This window comes from Thalassospira profundimaris, assembly GCF_003326675.1.
Taxonomy (GTDB): domain Bacteria; phylum Pseudomonadota; class Alphaproteobacteria; order Rhodospirillales; family Thalassospiraceae; genus Thalassospira; species Thalassospira aquimaris.
This window is the reverse complement of the sequence record NZ_JPWF01000010.1, coordinates 96,118-112,912: the sequence shown is the minus strand read 5'-3', so window position 1 is coordinate 112,912 and position 16,795 is coordinate 96,118. Positions and strand designations below refer to the sequence as shown.

The 16,795-nt window shown below is 53.6% G+C and carries 18 protein-coding genes; 12 read left to right on the top strand and 6 right to left on the bottom strand.

Annotated features, from left to right (window positions below; translation table 11 throughout):
• The first annotated feature begins 204 nt into the window (after positions 1 to 204).
• The 5 genes from TH19_RS15340 to TH19_RS15320 all read left to right on the top strand — a co-directional run bounded on the left by TH19_RS15340 (position 205) and on the right by TH19_RS15320 (position 3,905).
• A complete protein-coding gene (locus TH19_RS15340) occupies positions 205 to 948 on the top strand; it encodes a sulfite exporter TauE/SafE family protein (protein WP_114103228.1) in 744 nt (247 codons plus the stop codon).
• A 104-nt stretch (positions 949 to 1,052) separates the two neighbouring features.
• Positions 1,053 to 1,718, top strand: a complete 666-nt coding sequence (locus TH19_RS15335; RefSeq protein WP_114103227.1) for a hypothetical protein — start codon at positions 1,053 to 1,055, stop codon at positions 1,716 to 1,718.
• 116 nt (positions 1,719 to 1,834) lie between these two features.
• Positions 1,835 to 2,497 (top strand): hypothetical protein, encoded by a 663-nt coding sequence (locus tag TH19_RS15330; protein WP_147250778.1) that lies wholly within the window; start codon positions 1,835 to 1,837, stop codon positions 2,495 to 2,497.
• Between the two features lie 112 nt (positions 2,498 to 2,609).
• Positions 2,610 to 3,254 carry a hypothetical protein gene (locus TH19_RS15325; protein WP_114103225.1) on the top strand — a complete coding sequence of 215 codons (645 nt, stop codon included), beginning with the start codon at positions 2,610 to 2,612 and terminating at the stop codon, positions 3,252 to 3,254.
• 78 nt (positions 3,255 to 3,332) lie between these two features.
• Entirely contained in the window at positions 3,333 to 3,905 is a 573-nt protein-coding gene (locus tag TH19_RS15320; RefSeq protein ID WP_114103224.1) for a YigZ family protein, read from the top strand.
• A gap of 14 nt (positions 3,906 to 3,919) precedes the next feature.
• Here TH19_RS15320 and TH19_RS15315 read toward each other — a convergent pair whose 3' ends face one another.
• Positions 3,920 to 4,243 (bottom strand): metal ABC transporter substrate-binding protein, encoded by a 324-nt coding sequence (locus TH19_RS15315; protein WP_114103223.1) that lies wholly within the window; start codon positions 4,241 to 4,243, stop codon positions 3,920 to 3,922.
• Complete coding sequence (gntR, locus tag TH19_RS15310; protein ID WP_114103222.1) at positions 4,233 to 5,258, bottom strand: HTH-type transcriptional regulator GntR; 1,026 nt, start codon at positions 5,256 to 5,258, stop codon at positions 4,233 to 4,235. Before gntR ends, TH19_RS15315 begins: the two co-directional genes overlap by 11 nt.
• Before the next feature lie 164 nt (positions 5,259 to 5,422).
• Here gntR and TH19_RS15305 point away from each other — a divergent pair, with 164 nt between their 5' ends.
• From TH19_RS15305 to TH19_RS15290, 4 genes are all read left to right on the top strand, one after another.
• Entirely contained in the window at positions 5,423 to 6,022 is a 600-nt protein-coding gene (locus TH19_RS15305; protein WP_114103221.1) for a gluconokinase, read from the top strand.
• Positions 6,019 to 7,047 (top strand): TRAP transporter substrate-binding protein, encoded by a 1,029-nt coding sequence (locus TH19_RS15300; RefSeq protein ID WP_181846437.1) that lies wholly within the window; start codon positions 6,019 to 6,021, stop codon positions 7,045 to 7,047. The genes TH19_RS15305 and TH19_RS15300 overlap by 4 nt, the downstream gene beginning before the upstream one ends.
• Before the next feature lie 156 nt (positions 7,048 to 7,203).
• Positions 7,204 to 7,821 (top strand): TRAP transporter small permease subunit, encoded by a 618-nt coding sequence (locus tag TH19_RS15295; protein WP_114103220.1) that lies wholly within the window; start codon positions 7,204 to 7,206, stop codon positions 7,819 to 7,821.
• 73 nt (positions 7,822 to 7,894) lie between these two features.
• Entirely contained in the window at positions 7,895 to 9,202 is a 1,308-nt protein-coding gene (locus TH19_RS15290) for a TRAP transporter large permease (RefSeq protein WP_114103219.1), read from the top strand.
• A 58-nt stretch (positions 9,203 to 9,260) separates the two neighbouring features.
• On the opposite strand, the gene gor is transcribed toward TH19_RS15290, so the two are convergent.
• On the bottom strand, positions 9,261 to 10,622 hold the full coding sequence (gor, locus tag TH19_RS15285) for a glutathione-disulfide reductase (protein ID WP_114103218.1): 1,362 nt from the start codon (positions 10,620 to 10,622) through the stop codon (positions 9,261 to 9,263).
• 226 nt (positions 10,623 to 10,848) lie between these two features.
• Here gor and TH19_RS15280 point away from each other — a divergent pair, with 226 nt between their 5' ends.
• The gene (locus TH19_RS15280; protein WP_114103217.1) at positions 10,849 to 11,268 is read left to right on the top strand and encodes a DUF4870 family protein; all 420 of its coding nucleotides are present in this window, start codon (positions 10,849 to 10,851) and stop codon (positions 11,266 to 11,268) included.
• A 133-nt stretch (positions 11,269 to 11,401) separates the two neighbouring features.
• Complete coding sequence (locus TH19_RS15275) at positions 11,402 to 12,856, top strand: deoxyguanosinetriphosphate triphosphohydrolase (RefSeq protein WP_258547984.1); 1,455 nt, start codon at positions 11,402 to 11,404, stop codon at positions 12,854 to 12,856.
• A 49-nt stretch (positions 12,857 to 12,905) separates the two neighbouring features.
• On the opposite strand, the gene TH19_RS15270 is transcribed toward TH19_RS15275, so the two are convergent.
• Positions 12,906 to 13,649, bottom strand: a complete 744-nt coding sequence (locus tag TH19_RS15270) for a phosphoadenylyl-sulfate reductase (RefSeq protein ID WP_114103311.1) — start codon at positions 13,647 to 13,649, stop codon at positions 12,906 to 12,908.
• Positions 13,646 to 14,206, bottom strand: coding sequence for a precorrin-2 dehydrogenase/sirohydrochlorin ferrochelatase family protein (locus tag TH19_RS15265; protein WP_114103215.1), 561 nt, complete (start codon positions 14,204 to 14,206; stop codon positions 13,646 to 13,648). The genes TH19_RS15270 and TH19_RS15265 overlap by 4 nt, the downstream gene beginning before the upstream one ends.
• Before the next feature lie 255 nt (positions 14,207 to 14,461).
• Between TH19_RS15265 and TH19_RS15260 the strand changes: the two genes are divergently transcribed.
• Entirely contained in the window at positions 14,462 to 15,517 is a 1,056-nt protein-coding gene (locus tag TH19_RS15260) for a COX15/CtaA family protein (protein WP_114103214.1), read from the top strand.
• Here the strand turns inward: TH19_RS15260 and TH19_RS15255 are convergent, their stop codons facing one another.
• Positions 15,518 to 16,786, bottom strand: coding sequence for a DUF3422 family protein (locus TH19_RS15255; RefSeq protein WP_114103213.1), 1,269 nt, complete (start codon positions 16,784 to 16,786; stop codon positions 15,518 to 15,520).
• Positions 16,787 to 16,795: the final 9 nt, after the last annotated feature.

Here is a 16,795-nt window from a genome sequence, read left to right as displayed (position 1 = left end):
CCCGCAAATTTTTGCCAACCCACCCAAAAATCACGCAAAAATCCACCCATAACCGATGATTTATGCAAGTCGGGTCAAGGATGACCAAACGGTCATACAAAACAGATAGGTGCGAATCCGGTGCCGCGCAATTGTCAGACCATTTGCGCAACTCGCCAAATACGGGCACACTGCGCACGCGTCACACCGAATTCTGGATCCCCCATGCCCATTGAAACCATTGCCATTATCGCCTGTGCCTATTTTGTTGCCGCCTTTGTCAAAGGGGCAACAGGGTTGGGGTTCTCGACATCGGCCTTGCCGATCCTTGCCCTTGGACTGGGATTAAAGGCCGGAATGCCATTGGTGATCATTCCGTCACTGGTCAGCAATTCAATCATCATGGTACAGGCCGGGCATTTCCGCGAAACCGTCAGCCGGTTCTGGCCGATGTTTCTTGCGACCATTCCGGGGCTTCTGATCGGGCTGGCTGTTCTTGAAATGGTCGACAGCATATTGGCCGGGGCGGTGCTGGGTCTGGTCTTGATGAATTACGGCGCGATTACGCTGTTTCGCCATGGCAAACCGATCTCGGACACAATTGCCCGCCGACTGGCCCCGATTTCAGGATTTGCCACCGGGTTGGTCAATGGCATTACCGGATCGCAGGTGATGCCGGTTCTGCCCTTCCTTCTTTCGATGCGGCTTGATCCCAAACGCTTTATCCAGGCCATCAATATCTCGTTCAGTCTTTCAAGTATTGTCATGGCAATTGGCCTGTCACGCATGGGGATGATGACACTTGAAACCGTCTGGATTTCCCTTGCCGGTCTGGTTCCGGTCTATATCGGCACCAAACTTGGCACCGCAGTTCGCAACCGCATGGATGCCGAAACCTTCCGCAAGGTCGTGTTGATCATGCTGATCATCTTTGGCGTTATCCTGATCGGGAAATTTGTATCTTCCTGAGCAGTCATACGAGTTCCAAACACGTAGCATTTGCAACCCGAAGGTGCGTATCTATAGTCTTATCATACTCGTGCACCCGTCCAAATTGCCGGAGCCATCAAGTTATGCATCCATGTAAGGCCGTATTCCTGACATTTCTTGTTGTCTCCACATTTCTGTGGGCTTCTTCGCAAGCGGTGTTTGCACGTAATGATCTGAAATTTGACGGATTTCGTGCCAACTTGAATGACATCATTTCCGGCATGTCCACCTATTGCAAGAAACAGCCAGGCGTCATGGACAGCGCGATCAGTGCCGCGACAAGCAACGATATAGACCTGTTCCGAAAGGCTTGCGGCCAAGGTTTACGCAGCAATGCAACACCGTTTGGGGACTGGCAGTTTCTATACAGCACTAGAACCGTCGATGATGGTCATGGCACAGTTTATGGCGTTTTAAAGCGGTTTACCTACGATAATCGCTCCTATTTGCTAGCAATTGGGGAAGAACGCATCACCCGTTATCCCGGCCAAACCGGCGAGAAGACCGATACCCGTCCAGTCGCACTGCTTAACATCGAAAACGGTACGTCAAAGTGGCAACAGGTTTTTGATTTTGTCCGATATGACGGACTTAGCTGGAATGTACGCGAAGGCAGCATTTCCGATTTTTCATCTGCCAATGTTGCAGATGATATACCCCTTCATGGGATCTGGCAGCGTTACGTCGCCAATGATTTTGGCAATCTGGTTGCCAGTATGAAGGACATGGACTGGCCCAACCGGAACTAACAAGCCAGCTAAGAGAGCACACACCCACGCTGAAAAGTTGTATTCAGACGAAACTCCGTCGCCTATAAGTGCGTGAGATAACTATTATAAATCACGAGCTTATGGAAAACCGAACGATGACCCGCCATCTGGCCAAGGCGTTTGCCACCCTTTGTTTCTGCCTGTCTTTTGTCGTCCCGATGGACGCACAGGCACAAGAACAGAACAAGCAATCCTTTGACGCCTTCATGTCCGATGTGCGGCTCATGCATGTCCTTGCCATGCAGTATTGCCAAAATCATCCCGATATCATCCCGGCCGGCGCACTGGCCAAGGCATCAAAAGACAATGATGTGTTTGAAATTGCCTGCATGCGCGCCCTGGATGGCCGTCGCATTCCAAGCAGCCTTCCGGGTGCAAACTGGAAATTCGTTCATCGGGATCTGGGCACGCCGACCGATGCGGAAAACATGTTTGTGATGATGAATGGCTTCAACCTTGACGGAAAGCTTTATCACCTGATCGTTGGCCAGCGCAAATTCACAAGGTACGTCGGCCAGGCAAATGAACAGAGCTTCTATATTCCGCTGGCCCAGGTACTCCAATTTGACGGTACGGGCATGAAGCAGATATTCAAATTCGTTGATATCCGTACGATGAACTGGAACACGCCCGTTCCTGCACAGCCCGATTTCAGCAAGGCCAGCCAGGAACTTGGCATTAATCTGAACACCATTTACCGGGTTGTGCTTAAAACCCAGCTTTCCGAGGCTGTAACACAAATTCCCGAGGCACGCTGATCGCAGCACAAGCGGCCGGGACATTCATTGCGCAATTGCACAAGCCATGCCCGGTCGCACGCAGCCCTTTGGAAAGATCGACACACGTCAGAAACCACGGATACTCAAAACAATGATCCGCCGACTGTTCCAGACAATTGCCGCATTTTGCGTTTGCCTGTTCCTTGTATTCCCGCACCGGGCGGATGCGCAAAACAAACAATCATTTCAGAATTTTACGTCCAACTTGCGGATCATGCATCTTGGGTCTTTGACGTTCTGTGATGAAAACCGCAACATCATGCCCGCGCAGGCCCTGGCAAAAGCCACCAACGATAATGATGTTTTCGAAATGGCTTGTATCCGTGCGCTTGACGGTCGCTATATCGGCAGCAGCAACTGGAAATTCATTCATCGCGCCCAGGACCGCGCAGAGTCCAGTTCAAACATGCTTGCCATGATGAAGGGCTTTAACCTTGATGGCGAGTTGTTCTTCATGGTGATCGGCCATCGCAAGATCAAACAATCCGTCGGTCAGCCGAATGAACGCGCGTTCTACGTCCCGATTGCGACCATGATGCGCGAAGCTGACTCACGGATGAATGTCATTTTTGACTTCGTGAATACCGATACGATGGACTGGAACACGCCGTCGCCACAAGAACCCGATTTCAGTATCGCCAGCAAGGAACTCGGCCTTGACCTGAATATGGTGTGGCGCGCAATGATCAAAAAACAGTTTGCCGAGGGTGTCCTGCTGATTCCGGCCACCCGCTGATCACAGCCCTTCTTCTTCGCCCTGATCCTTTATGCTGAAGACTGGTGATCGGGGGCGGAGTTTGATATCAACGCCACCATGAAAACCATCGCCCGCCCCGCCTTTGCCGAAACCGAAGAAAAGAAATCCCGTTTCCTTGCCGAGCTTGTCTTTCATGATGATCTGGCAAAGCGGATTGAAGAATTGCGCGTTCTGCATCCCAAGGCCAACCATCACGTCAATGCCTATCGCTATCTCAACGACGAAGAACAACTGATTGAGCATGGCAAGGATGATGGTGAACCATCGGGCACATCAGGCATCCCGTGCCTTAAGGTTCTTCAGGGCAGAAATCTGATCAATGTCGCGGTGATCGTTACCCGCTATTTCGGCGGCACGAAACTTGGCACCGGCGGATTGGTTCGCGCCTATAGCGGGGCGGCCAACGCCGCCTGCGATGCCGCCGAGATTATTGATTATATCCCGCAGGGCGAAGCCGATCTGTTTGCCGGATTTTCCGATGCCGGAACGCTGGAACAAGCCTGTGCACAGGACGGCATCACCATCCTTGATCGACAGTTCGATACGGTCGGCACACGGATCAGGATCGCAGGTCCGCGCGATACGCTAAAGGATTTGGCAACTCGTTTCCCGGTGCCCGAGACCGACTAGTCTTCGATATCAAATCAGTCTTTGCATTCAAAGGCCGCGGCCTTTGTCATCCGGGCATCATACTGTTTCAGGACCGCCTTCTGATTTGATCGGCCGCAATAGTTTTCTGCAAGCTGGCGAACATCGGCTGGAACCGGTTCACTCAGCGGGACCGGCTTATGCGCGACAATGACGTAACCCGGACCTGAAAAGGTCACGCGTTGCACCGTATTGCCGATTTCACCATTTTCCTTGGCGGCCCAGTACCAGTCAAATTCACCGGGTGCGCCGGAATTGGCAACACAGCCGGACAGTGCCAAAACGCCCAGCGCACCAAAAATCGCAAAACTATTTCGCACGCGACGTGCTTTCACGTTGCTGAAGCTCGAACCCGAGATCGACGATCTTTTGTTCGGGCGTTTCGCCGTCAAGTTCGGCTTTGATCATTTCGACTGCACGTTTGCCAATCGCATAACGGTCTGTTCGGATCGAGGTCAGGGACGGATGGCTTGCCGCCATCATTTCAAGATCGTTGAACCCGATTATGCCCATCTGATCCGGCACGGAAATACCGGCCTTCTGACATCCGAACAACGCGCCAAGTGCCATGTCATCATTGTTGCAGAACACGGCATCAAGATCGGAACGGCGCGCCATTAACTGACCAATCAGCTCCGCACCAAGCGATACACTTGATGATATCGTGGTGGTCATGATCAAATCGGGATCATAACGCCCGCCTGATTGCAGGGCATCCTTGAAACCTTCAAGCCGGCGATGGGACCTCGGGTCCATACGTGCGCCAAGGAAACCGATCCGTTTATAGCCCTTTTGCACCAGATGACGACCGGCAGCGCGCCCGCCTTCAAAATGTGAAAAGCCGACCATCATATCAATCGGGTCATCGCCGATATCCATGACCTGCACGACCGGACAACCGGCATTTTGCAAAAGTTCGCGTGCGGTATCGGTCTGGTCATTGCCCGCAACAATCATCGCGGACGGCCCCTGCCCAAGGAAGGTCCGGATCAGGCGTTCCTCATCGGCGGCCACATAACGCGAATTCCCCAACTGGACCTGAAACGGTCCCTGTTCAAGGTCGTCATAAATGGCGCGCAGCGTGTCAGCAAAAACGTTATTGGTCAGCGACGGCACAATCACACCAACAATGTTGGAACGAGTCGACGCCAGCGCACTTGCATGGCTGTGCGGCACATAATTGAGCTTTCTCACGGCATTGTTGATCTTCCTGCGCAGGTGATCGGACACCTTTGAAGGATCGCGCAACGCACGTGAAACTGTAATCGTGCTGACCCCTGCCTTGTCGGCAACATCAGCAATGGTCGGCCGCCCGGCCCCTTTGCGTTTTCTCATGCCATTAGATTTATTACGTCTTTTCAATATGGACAAGAGCCTTGTGAATTAGGCAGTTGACTCAATGTTAGCGCTAACATTATGTTAGCGCTAACATTGCAAATCACAGGGCGAAACAACGTTAAAAACGACCCTGAAAACAATAAACGGGCGGAAATATCTTGATGGATCGACAGGCGCGATATGTCGTGGTTATGGGGGTTTCAGGTTCGGGAAAAACCGAAATCGCCCGCCGTGTGGCAACGGAAACGAATTGCCCGTGGCTTGATGCAGACGACCATCATCCTGCCAACAATGTCGAACATATGCGCCGTGGACAGCCATTGAATGACGAAATGCGCTGGCCATGGCTTGAAGCTGTGAGCCGGGCCGCACAGGCCAAGGCCGATCAGTGCGCCCCGGGCAATACAGCAAACACCATTTTCATTGCCTGTTCCGCGCTTAAACGCAGTTACCGCGATGTTCTGGGCCGGAATTTGGACCCGGTCACATTTGTATTTCTGGACGGCACCCGTGACGTGATCAAATCAAGACTGGAACGTCGCGTCGGACATTTCATGCCTTCCGCACTCTTGGACAGTCAGCTTGCAGATCTCGAACCGCCGGGGCCGGACGAGAATTGTGTGACTGTCTTTGTCGATGCCCCGATTGATGCTGTTGTTTCGACAGTCATTACCAGACTGAAAAACTGCGAAAACGGCAGTTCCTCTTTTGTCAAAGATAACATCACCGGAAAAACGGTATGCCAGGGAGAAGAACGATGACCAAGACTTTCAAATCGCTCGCAGGAGCAACCTTTATCGCAACCCTGATTGCAGCAGCGCCCTTTGCCGCCAATGCACAGGAATTTACCCTTAAAGTGCAATCAAGTGACGCCGCAGGCGTTCCCAACTTCGAACTGGAACAGGAATGGGCCAAACGCGTTGGCGTCATGACCGGTGGCCGTGTCGAAGTGGAAATGCTTCCGGTTAACTCGATTGTCGAACATGCCGAAACCCAGGACGCCATCGCCGCAGGCATCCTTGACGGCCACATCACCGACACCAGCTATTTTTCCGGCAAAGACCCGGCATTCGGCCTGATTGCCAACCCGGTCGGTGCATGGTCGGCACCGTCTGAAATGCTGCGCTTCGTTCAATATGGTGGCGGCAAGGAACTGATGAACAGCCTGCTGAACCCGCGTGGCCTGCAATTCATTGGTGCGGTGACACCGGGCCTTGAAGCCTTTGTTTCCTCGGTGCCGCTTGATGGTGTTGCCGACCTTAAGGGTCTTAAGATGCGCGCCCCGGAAGGCATGGTCCAGCAGGTCTTTGCCGCGGCTGGTGCCGCACCGGTTAACATCCCGCAGTCAGAAGTCTTTACATCGCTTGATAAAAAAGTGATCGATGCGGCCGATGCGACCGTGTTCTCGACCAACCAGGCGATGGGCCTGCATGATGTTGCAAAACATCCGGTCTATCCGGGTTTCCATTCCATGCCGATGCTGGAAGTATCGATCAACAAGACCAAATGGGATTCGATGCCAGAAGACATCCAGGCCATTCTGGAAATGTCTGTTCGTGATCTGGCACAGGACATGGACGCACGCCTTGCCATGAAAGACATGGAAGCCGTGGCCAAGGCCCGTTCTGAAGGTGGCGTAACCATTCACAACTGGTCGGCCGAAGAACGTGCCAAATTCCGTCAGATTGCCACCAGCCAGTGGGAAAAAGTCGCAGCACGTTCCGACGATGCAAAACGGGTTTATGATACCCTTGTCAAATATCTGACCGCACAAGGTTTGATCTAAGCCCGATATCATAACTGGATCATCGGTGGCGATGCCCAAACATTGCCGCTGGTAACGACCTGAATACAATCCGGCATCCCCGTTATAAGAGACGATAACGGGGTGCAACCTCCCTGTTGCCGGATTGTATTCTCTGCATCGCAAGGAATGCTGAGTATGGCTACCAGTCCCATTGACAACACGCATGACACCCCAACCCCGTCTATAGACCCGCCCCTGGAACCGGACGACAGAACCGAGACAATCCCGGCTGTTTCCGGACGTCTTGGATCGGCTGTAAACAAAATCAGTCCGGTTTTTGCCTTCGGATTTTTACTGGCGATGGGCATTCTGATTTTTGAAATTTTCATGCGCCATGTTTTCAACAGCCCGACCCTTTGGGCCCATGAAACAACCACTTTTCTGTCTGCTGTCGGCTTTGTGTTTGGCGGGCTTTACTGCGCATCCAAAGACAAACATATCCGTGTCGTGATCCTTTATGACATTGCCGGGCCGAAACTGCGCAAGGCACTTGATGTCGGCATTTCGATTGTCTGCATGATCGCATCGGGCTTCTTTGCCTGGGCGGCCTGGCTGATGGTCAAACGTGCAACGATGACGCCCGCCGGTGACATTCATTTTGAAACCACGGGGAGTGCATTTAATGCCCCCTATCCCGGCATATTGAAGGTTTTCCTGCTTCTGACCCTGATTGTGTTGATGGTCCAGTTTTTCTGGCAGGCCATCAATTATATGCGCAGCGCGCCGATCACCGGTTCGGAACAGAACGAATAGACCGACCTTCATTTGATGCACCGACAGCCGGAACGTCATTTTGAATGCGACCGGCGCGACAGGATAACTTTTGATGTTTGATTTACAGTCTTTGGGCATTGAATACGGCACCCTTGCCATGTTCGTCATGCTGCTTGTTTTTTTGATTACCGGCATGCCATTGGCGTTTGTGACGCTCCTGATTGCCCTTATTTTCACCCTTGGCTGGTTTGGCCCGATGGCCGTCCCCCTGATCACCAGCCGGGTTTATTCATTCGTTTCCTCGTTTGTATTTGTATCGGTTCCGATGTTCGTCCTGATGGCGGCCATCCTTGACCGGTCCGGGGTGGCACGCGATCTGTTTGATGCCATGCGCCTGTTTGGCGGGCGCCTGCGCGGGGGTGTTGCGGTTCAGACCATTTTTGTCGCTGTTATTCTTGCCGCCATGAGCGGCATTATCGGCGGCGAGATTGTTCTGCTTGGCCTGATAGCCCTGCCCCAGATGCTGCGTCAGGGCTATGACAAGAACCTTGCCATCGGGGTGGTTTGCGCCGGTGGGTCGCTTGGCACCATGGTGCCCCCGTCCATCGTTCTGATCATTTATGGCCTGACCGCCAACGTTTCGATTGGCGATCTGTTTACGTCGGCCTTTGTTCCCGGCTTCATGCTGGCGGGCTTTTATGTCGCCTATGTTCTGTTCCGATCCTATACCGGCAACAATATCGCCCCGCCGCCCCAGACAGAAAAAATTCCGCACGCGGAAAAGGTCCGCCTGCTCAAAGGCCTGTTCCTGCCCATCCTTGTGGTGATTTGTGTTCTGGGTTCGATTTACGGGGGGATTGCATCGGTCACAGAGGCATCGGCCGTTGGTGTTGCCGGTGTGATTGCCTCGACCATCGTGCGTGGCGAGTTCTCGATTGCCATGCTGAAGGGCGCTGCAATTCAGACCCTTTCGACCTGCGGCATGATAGTCTGGATCGGGATTGGCGCATCTGCCCTTGTCGGGGTGTTCAACCTGATGGGCGGGATCAAGTTTGTTTCGGGCCTGATTACCGGCATTTCCGATGACCCGACCACCATTATCCTGTTCATGATGCTGATCCTGTTCATTTTGGGCATGTTCCTTGACTGGGTCGGTATTGCACTTCTGACCATGCCGATTTTTGTGCCGATTGTGAAAGACCTTGGTTTCGATCCTGTATGGTTCGGCGTTCTGTTTGCCATGAATATGCAGGTCAGCTTCCTGTCACCGCCGTTTGGTCCAGCCGCATTTTACCTTAAATCCGTTGCACCACCGGACATCACACTTGGCGATATCTTCAAGGCCCTTCTGCCCTTTATCTGTCTTCAGATTTTGGCGGTCGGGCTTTTGATCCTGTTCCCGGGACTTGCAGGCGGATAACAAAACAGGCGGTGCCATCCAGCACCGCCTGTTAAAATTTCAGCTTGTCCAATCAGGATTATTCGCCAACCGGGAAGCGCATGGTAACAAATTCCTCGGCCGCGGACGGATGCACCGCGACGGTCTGATCAAACTGGGCCTTGGTTGCGCCCATGCGGACCGCGATACCGATGCCCTGAATGATTTCAGCGGCATCCGGGCCAACCATATGCGCCCCAAGCACCACGTCGGTGGTTTTGTCGACGATCAGCTTCATCAGCGTTTTTTCATCACGGCCCGAAAGCGTGTGGCGCATCGGCTTGAAGGTCGATTTGAAAATCACGACCTCGCCCCCCTTGGCACGTGCCTCTTCCTCGGACAGGCCAACGGTGCCAACCGGCGGCTGGCTGAACACGGCGGTCGGGATCGCCTGATAGGTCATGTGCCAAGGCTTGCCGCCATAAACAGTATCGGCAAAGGCCATGCCTTCCTTGATCGCAACCGGCGTCAGTTGCACACGGTCGGTCACATCACCAACCGCATAGATGTTTTCGGTCGTGGTCTGAAGACCCTGATTGATTTTGACAGCACCGCGCGCATCGGCTTCGACACCGGCATTTTCAAGACCAAGACCCGCCGTATTCGGGGCGCGCCCGGTGGCAAACATCACCTGATCAGCAATCATGGTTGAACCATCGGTCAGGGTCAGTGACAGGCTGCCATCAGCCTGTTTTTCAATCGCGGTGACATTGGTGTTCACACGCAGATCGATGCCCTTTTTAACGATTTCCTCGGCCAGATGGTTGCGGATATCGTTATCAAAGCCGCGCAGGATTTGTTCGCTGCGATAAAGCTGCGTCACTTGGGAACCAAGACCGGCAAAGATACCGGCAAACTCGACCGCGATATAGCCACCACCAACCACGACAACGCGTTTTGGCAATTCATCAAGATAGAATGCCTCGTTCGAGGTGATGGCATGTTCGACACCCGGAATTTCGGGCTTGGTCGGATGGCCACCAACAGCGATCAGGATGCGCTTTGCCGTAACTTCGCGGTCGCCAACGATCAGGGTATGGGCATCCTTGAAGGTGGCGCGATGTTCAAACAGTTCGACATTCGATCCTGCTAGCAGACGCTTGTAAATGCCGTTCAGGCGATCAATTTCGGCATCCTTGTTGGCGATCAGCGTTTTCCAGCTAAAGGTCGGCTCCCCCGGAAGGGTCCAGCCATAAGCAGATGCGTCTTCGAAATCCTCGGCAAAGTGTGCGCCGTAAACCAGCAGCTTTTTGGGCACACAGCCCCGGATGACACAGGTGCCGCCAACCTGGCTTTCTTCGGCGATGGCAACCTTTGCGCCATATCCCGAAGCCACGCGGGCTGCGCGCACGCCGCCCGATCCGGCACCGATTACAAACAGATCAAAATCATAGTCCGACATGCGGAAATCCCTATTTTCGGTCAATTGACATCATGGCGCCAAATGTAGGGCGATAATTCCCAAAGTCGAGGCAAAACCAAGCAAAGCCGTCGTAAATTTCATGTGAAGGGCTGTGAAGATCAAAAAGGATGATCGGTTTCACCAACCCGAGATAGCATTTTTAAACTTTCGCGCTATATGATGGGCAAGACGCGATGGGGATTGCGAAGAATAGAGGAAAAACTCGATGAACGACCATATCCACGGTCAGGATGCGTCTTTTGACAATGCACCGCATTACACAGATGATCGTGGCGGCAATACCGCCCTTGTCTGTTACGGGCTTATGATCGCAACCCTGTTTACGGCCTTTGCCACCGGGCTGATTGCGCTGATCGTGTCCTATATCGCACGCGAAGAAGACAATCACTGGACCAACAGCCACTATACCTTTGTGATCCGCACCTTCTGGATCAGCATCCTTTACGCCATCATACTCGGGTTCTTTACCTTCATGATCGGCTGGATTCCGCTTTTGGGCTGGGCGATTGTTGGCCTGATGGGGCTTTACACCACTGCCTGGTTTATCGGGCGCAATGTGATCGGGCTTTTGCGAGCGCTGAATGGTCGTCCGATTGACAACCCGCAAAGCTGGTTCTTTGGCTAGGCCAATATCCCCTAGATGCGATAATTACGGTGCAATCGGCGCGAAATCACTTTGCCTGATTGCACCGGACTCCCGCGCCCGTTAAAGTCAGTCGGAACACAAGATACACGACACGGACAGGGGTAGCACCGCCATGACATTGGCGTCGTCTGCGCAAGGGTCTGGCGATAAAATGCGCTGGGAAAGCCTTCTTTCATCTCATCGACTTGAATTTCGGGATGGCAAAATCCGCCTACCCGAAGGTGCCCCCTATCCAACACCGGATGGACGCAGCCCGTTTCAGATCGATGTGGATCGGGTGATTTTCTCCTCCTCGTTCCGTCGACTTCAGAACAAGACACAGGTTCATCCGCTTTCCGATAACGACCATGTCCATACCCGCCTGACCCACACAATTGAGGTCGGATCGGTCGGGCAATCACTGGGTTTGATGGCCGGTGCGCATATTGTTGCCAATCTTCCGCAAGGATCGGAAACCACCGTGGCCGATATCGGCTATATGGTTCAGGCGGCCTGTCTTGCCCATGATATCGGCAACCCGCCATTTGGTCATTCGGGCGAAGATGCGATCAATGAATGGTTCACCACGTCGCGCATTGCCAAGGAAGAGCTGACATCACGCCTGACCGGGCCGGAGCTTGAAGACCTTCGTCATTTCGAAGGCAATGCACAAGGCTTGCGCATCATCAGCCAGCTTGAAATGAAGCGCTTTGACGGCGGGCTTAACCTGACCTATGGCACGCTGGGCAGCTTTATCAAATATCCGCGTAACACCTCGGTCCCGGACGCGCGCCGCAAGGAATATACCGGCCTTAAAAAGCCCGGCTATTATCAGGCGGAACGCGATATCGCCTTTGCCATTGCGCGTGTCTGCGGGCTTTCACCGCTTGACGGGTTTGACGGCGCGTGGCGTCGTCATCCGCTGGTTTACCTTGTCGAGGCGGCGGATGATATTTGCTATTCCGTGGTTGATCTTGAAGATGGCTGGGAACTGGGCTGCGTCAGTTTCGAGGAAGTTGAACGAGCCTTGGCCCCGATTGCCCGCCATCCTGAAAAATACGATGGCGATGCCGAACAACGCTGGAAAGACCTTCGTTCAGAGGGCTGGTATGCCGAGAAATCGGAAAATGACCGGATCGGCTTCCTGCGCGGCAAGGCAATTGGCAATCTGGTCAAGGCCGCCGTCGATGCCTTTGTCGCCAACGAAGATGCCCTTCTATGCGGCACCCTTGAAGGTGATTTGCTTGCCAATACCCCGCTTGGCCCCCATGCCAAAGCCTGCAAGAAACTTGCGGTCGAAAAGATTTACAACGCCCCCCATGTCCTGCCGATTGAGATGGCCGGGTTCGAGGTAATTAACGGCCTGCTTGACAGCTTTGTCCGTGCCGCCATCGACATTGACGAGCATAAAAACCACGGCAAGCGCCTGCCACCGCAGGCCGACCGGATTGACAAACTTTTGTCCGGAAAACTGTCCGAGGCACCCGATCTTTACAGCCGCCTGATGCGGGTTATGGATTATATTTCTGGCATGACTGACCGTTATGCCGTCACCCTGTTCCGAAAACTTCAGGGCATTACGATCTAACAAAAAACCCGGCCAGATGGCCGGGTTTTGAATTTAAGCAACAGTTAGCTTAGATGATGTAGTGAATGCCGCATTCGGTTTTGTCCTGACCGGCCCAGCGACCAGCCCGAACATCGGTTGAATTGGGGTCAACGCGGTCGGTACACGGCATGCAGCCAATCGACAGGAATCCTTCGGCCTGAAGCGGATGGCGTGGCAGCGCACGATGTTCAAAGATATCTTCGATATCCTCGCGCTTGTACCCCGCCAGCGGGTTGATCTTGATCCGCGAGCCAGCCGGTTCAACCACCGGAAGCGCATCACGTTCACCGCCATGGAACCGTTTGCGCCCCGTTAGCCAAGCGTCATAGCCTTCAAGCGCACGCTGAAGCGGTTCGACCTTGCGCAAATAGCAGCATTTCGCGGTGTCCGAGGCAAACAGCATCCCGTTGGGGTCTTCGGCCTTAAGTTTTTCCTCGTCCGGGCGCATGATCCGGATATTGGTCAGGCCAAGCTGATCGACCAGCTGTTCACGGTATTTGTGAGTTTCGCCAAACAGCTTGCGGGTATCAAGGAAGATAACCGGCAGGTTGCGGTCAACATCTGCAACCAATGCCAGCAACGCCGCCGCCTCGGTCCCGAAGGACGAGGTCATGGTAACGCGGCCCTTGAATTCTTCATGCACCATCGGTTCGATCAGGGCAACACCCTGAAGGTTGCCATATCGGCGCATCAATTCCGCCGCACGATCAGTCGCTTCCTCAACCGACATTGAGCCGCCGGAAACGATGTCCTCTTCTCGCATGACGTTCATGGCAACCATCCTCGACGGTCAATGTAATCGTCTGTCTTTTCGAGCAATTGCTTCATGTCCGCACCATTAGCTTTCCACTTTTCGCGTTCAGCAGCGAGCATGGAAAGACGTTCGGACCAATTCGGGTCCAACCAACGTTCTAGCGCACGTCTGATACGTCCTGCAAGTCTTGGGCTTTTGCCGTTGGTCGATACCGTAATCATCAGGTCACCGCGCTGAACCCGCGCTGGCGAAAAAAAATCACAGTATTCTTTCACGTCCTCGACATTGGCAATCGTGCCAACCGCCTTGGCGATGGCGGCAAGTTCGGCAGCCTTTTCTCCGCCAAGATCGACGATGAACATGATGGATGCCGCATTCACATCCGCCGAATTCGGCAAATAGCGATGCAGGCGATCACCGGCCTGATCGACCAGTTCGGGTATCGGGTTTTCTGAATAAACGGTGACGTATTTTGCCCCATCACCGTCAAACTGGCGCAAACGGTTCAGGGTTGCCTGACCGTTCCCAACCAAAGCGACCGTAAGTCGCGTCAGGTCCAGATTGATGGGAAACATCGTCGATCCTCTTATGCGGGTTTCTCTCAGTTATCCATGACTATGAGTGTGGAAATCAAAATATTCAATACATTTTTTATGTGTTTTATAATTATACAACACTATTTCATGTGTTTTATTTAACCGCATCATTTGAAGACCCCAGCGAAACTGCCGGTGTGAAGCTTTTCCTGCAATTTTTCAAAAATGCCCCTATATTGAGCCAAATTTCAGCACATCCGTGCCCATGAAAATAACGATCAAGAGAGCGTCCCGATGCCAAACAGTGCCTCCCCAGCCCTGTCCGATCACATGACCATCGCCCCTGTTGCCCATCGCAATGTTGCCATCTGGCTGTTTGGCTGTGCGGCAATGGTCTTTATCATGGTGGTGATTGGCGGCCTTACACGTTTGACGGAATCGGGACTTTCAATTGTTGAATGGCGTCCGTTCACCGGCATTATCCCGCCCCTCAATGAAGCAGACTGGACCGCCCTTTATCAGCAATACAGCCAGTATCCCGAATTCCAGAAGATCAATGCATGGATGTCGGTCGAAGATTTCAAATCGATTTTCTGGCTGGAATTCATTCATCGTCTTTGGGGACGGCTGATCGGGGTTGTGTTCTTTATCCCGTTCGTCTGGTTCCTTGCCAAAAAGTCGATTGATGGTGCGACCAAGAGGAAGCTGTGGGGGCTTTTCATTCTTGGCGGGCTTCAGGGTCTGATGGGCTGGTACATGGTGATGAGTGGTCTGGTGGACCGCCCCGATGTCAGCCAGTATCGCCTGACGGCGCATTTCGGATTGGCACTGGTGATTTTCATCGCCCTTCTCTGGGTCGGACTGCAACAGCTTGCACCGCGCTCTATCGGCACAAATGCGTCAAAGCGCGGCTGGCAGCTTTTGGGACTGATTGTCTTTACCGCCCTTTCCGGTGGCTTTGTTGCCGGGCTTGATGCCGGATATTCATTCAACACCTTCCCGTTGATGGACGGGCAGTTGATCCCGGACGGACTTTATGTGTTTGATCCGGCTTGGCTGGCGCCGTTTGAAGACCATATGACAGTACAATGGGATCATCGCTGGTTGGCGAAACTGACCTTTGCGTTGGTGATCCTGTTCTGGTGGCGTGCGGGCACATGGAACCTGACGTCTGATCAACGTTTTGCCACGCATCTTGTTCTGGCCGCTGCCTGCCTTCAGGTCACGCTTGGTATCTCGACCTTGCTGAGTGTCGTCTGGCTGCCGCTTGGCGTGGCCCATCAGGCCGGTGCCGTGGTGCTGGTCGGAACAGCGACCTTTGCTGCATACAAGCTGCGCCACCAAAACTGATCAATGATCGGCCTTGTGCAGGGCCTTTTTGACCCGATGCATGGCAAGCCAGATCACCGCCAGAACAACCGGGACCGAAATCCCGGTTGCAAGGCGATCATTGATCGGAACACCCGCATCCTTGACCGCCTTGAACAGATATCCAAGCAACCCCACCGAATAATAGGTGATGGCAGCAACCGACAGGCCCTCGACCGTTTGTTGCAGGCGCAGTTGAAGCTTTACCCTTCGATCCATGCTGGCCAGCAAATCGCGGTTCTGGGCTTCAAGCAGGATGTCGACCCGCGTGCGCAACAGGTTATTGGCGCGCGCCACACGTTTTGACAGGACCTCCAACCGGTCCCCGATATTCTGGCAGGTCCGCATGGCCGGGGCCAAACGACGTTCCATAAATTCGGTAATCGTTTGAACACCCTCGACGCGTTCCTCGCGGAGTTCGGTCAGGCGGGCCTGAACAATCCGGTAATAGGCGCGTGCCGCACTGAACCGATAATTCAATGATGCTGCCATTTCCTCGGTCTGGGCGGCAAGATCGGTCAGTTTGGAAAGGGTTTCTTCGTCATCGGTCTGGGTTTTGCTGGCCATTTCAGCGGTGATATCCGAAAGACGGGTATCGATCTCGGAAACCTTGGGCGTTGCACAATGGGCCATTGGAAAGGCCAGAAGCGCCATCATCCGATAGACTTCAATTTCTTTAAGCCGCTGAACCAGTCGCCCGGCCTGGAGGGGTTCCATCCCCTGATCCTTGACCAGCATCCTGCCAAAACCATCTCCATGCAGGCGGAAATCAGTCCAGACCTGTGCCGTGCCCCCCAAAACCCGACTGCCGGTCAGGCCGTTATGGTCAAACAGGCGCGAGATTTCTTCGTCACTGCGCTCGGTTTTTTCGACGACAATATGAAGCCCGACCAGAAGTTTGCCCGGCGTTTCCGACAACCAGTCACTGGGCACCAGATTGATCACCGGATCATCGAACGGGCTTTCAAACGGCCCCGCGCGTTTAAAGACATAGACCGTAAATTCCGTATGGCGTTCCCAGATCACCGAAAAGCCGTCGCTGGCCGCTTCGAAATATTTCTGATCGGGTGCCGGTGGCGTCAGGCTGAACCGTTTGCAAAAGGCGATGAAATGTTCGCGCACCGCTTCGTCAAGTTCTTCGCCGGCATGAAAGGCCAGACACGAACAGCGCGTCGGGCTTATGACACCGCCAAATGGGCGGGCATGAATTTCGTTGTGAAGTGCGACGCGCTGGGGATGCTCAACAAACATTGCCACGGG

Bases quoted from the DNA above. Each gene is read 5' to 3' on its own strand.
- TH19_RS15260 (WP_114103214.1), top strand. From the start codon at position 14,462: ATGCCAAACAGTGCCTCCCCAGCCCTGTCCGATCACATGACCATCGCC.
- TH19_RS15330 (WP_147250778.1), top strand. From the start codon at position 1,835: ATGACCCGCCATCTGGCCAAGGCGTTTGCCACCCTTTGTTTCTGCCTG.
- TH19_RS15300 (WP_181846437.1), top strand. From the start codon at position 6,019: ATGACCAAGACTTTCAAATCGCTCGCAGGAGCAACCTTTATCGCAACC.
- TH19_RS15305 (WP_114103221.1), top strand. From the start codon at position 5,423: ATGGATCGACAGGCGCGATATGTCGTGGTTATGGGGGTTTCAGGTTCG.
- TH19_RS15335 (WP_114103227.1), top strand. From the start codon at position 1,053: ATGCATCCATGTAAGGCCGTATTCCTGACATTTCTTGTTGTCTCCACA.
- TH19_RS15265 (WP_114103215.1), bottom strand. From the start codon at position 14,206: ATGTTTCCCATCAATCTGGACCTGACGCGACTTACGGTCGCTTTGGTT.
- TH19_RS15275 (WP_258547984.1), top strand. From the start codon at position 11,402: ATGACATTGGCGTCGTCTGCGCAAGGGTCTGGCGATAAAATGCGCTGG.
- gor (WP_114103218.1), bottom strand. From the start codon at position 10,622: ATGTCGGACTATGATTTTGATCTGTTTGTAATCGGTGCCGGATCGGGC.
- TH19_RS15325 (WP_114103225.1), top strand. From the start codon at position 2,610: ATGATCCGCCGACTGTTCCAGACAATTGCCGCATTTTGCGTTTGCCTG.
- TH19_RS15270 (WP_114103311.1), bottom strand. From the start codon at position 13,649: ATGAACGTCATGCGAGAAGAGGACATCGTTTCCGGCGGCTCAATGTCG.
- TH19_RS15280 (WP_114103217.1), top strand. From the start codon at position 10,849: ATGAACGACCATATCCACGGTCAGGATGCGTCTTTTGACAATGCACCG.
- TH19_RS15295 (WP_114103220.1), top strand. From the start codon at position 7,204: ATGGCTACCAGTCCCATTGACAACACGCATGACACCCCAACCCCGTCT.
- TH19_RS15340 (WP_114103228.1), top strand. From the start codon at position 205: ATGCCCATTGAAACCATTGCCATTATCGCCTGTGCCTATTTTGTTGCC.
- TH19_RS15290 (WP_114103219.1), top strand. From the start codon at position 7,895: ATGTTTGATTTACAGTCTTTGGGCATTGAATACGGCACCCTTGCCATG.
- TH19_RS15255 (WP_114103213.1), bottom strand. From the start codon at position 16,786: ATGTTTGTTGAGCATCCCCAGCGCGTCGCACTTCACAACGAAATTCAT.
- TH19_RS15320 (WP_114103224.1), top strand. From the start codon at position 3,333: ATGAAAACCATCGCCCGCCCCGCCTTTGCCGAAACCGAAGAAAAGAAA.
- gntR (WP_114103222.1), bottom strand. From the start codon at position 5,258: ATGAGAAAACGCAAAGGGGCCGGGCGGCCGACCATTGCTGATGTTGCC.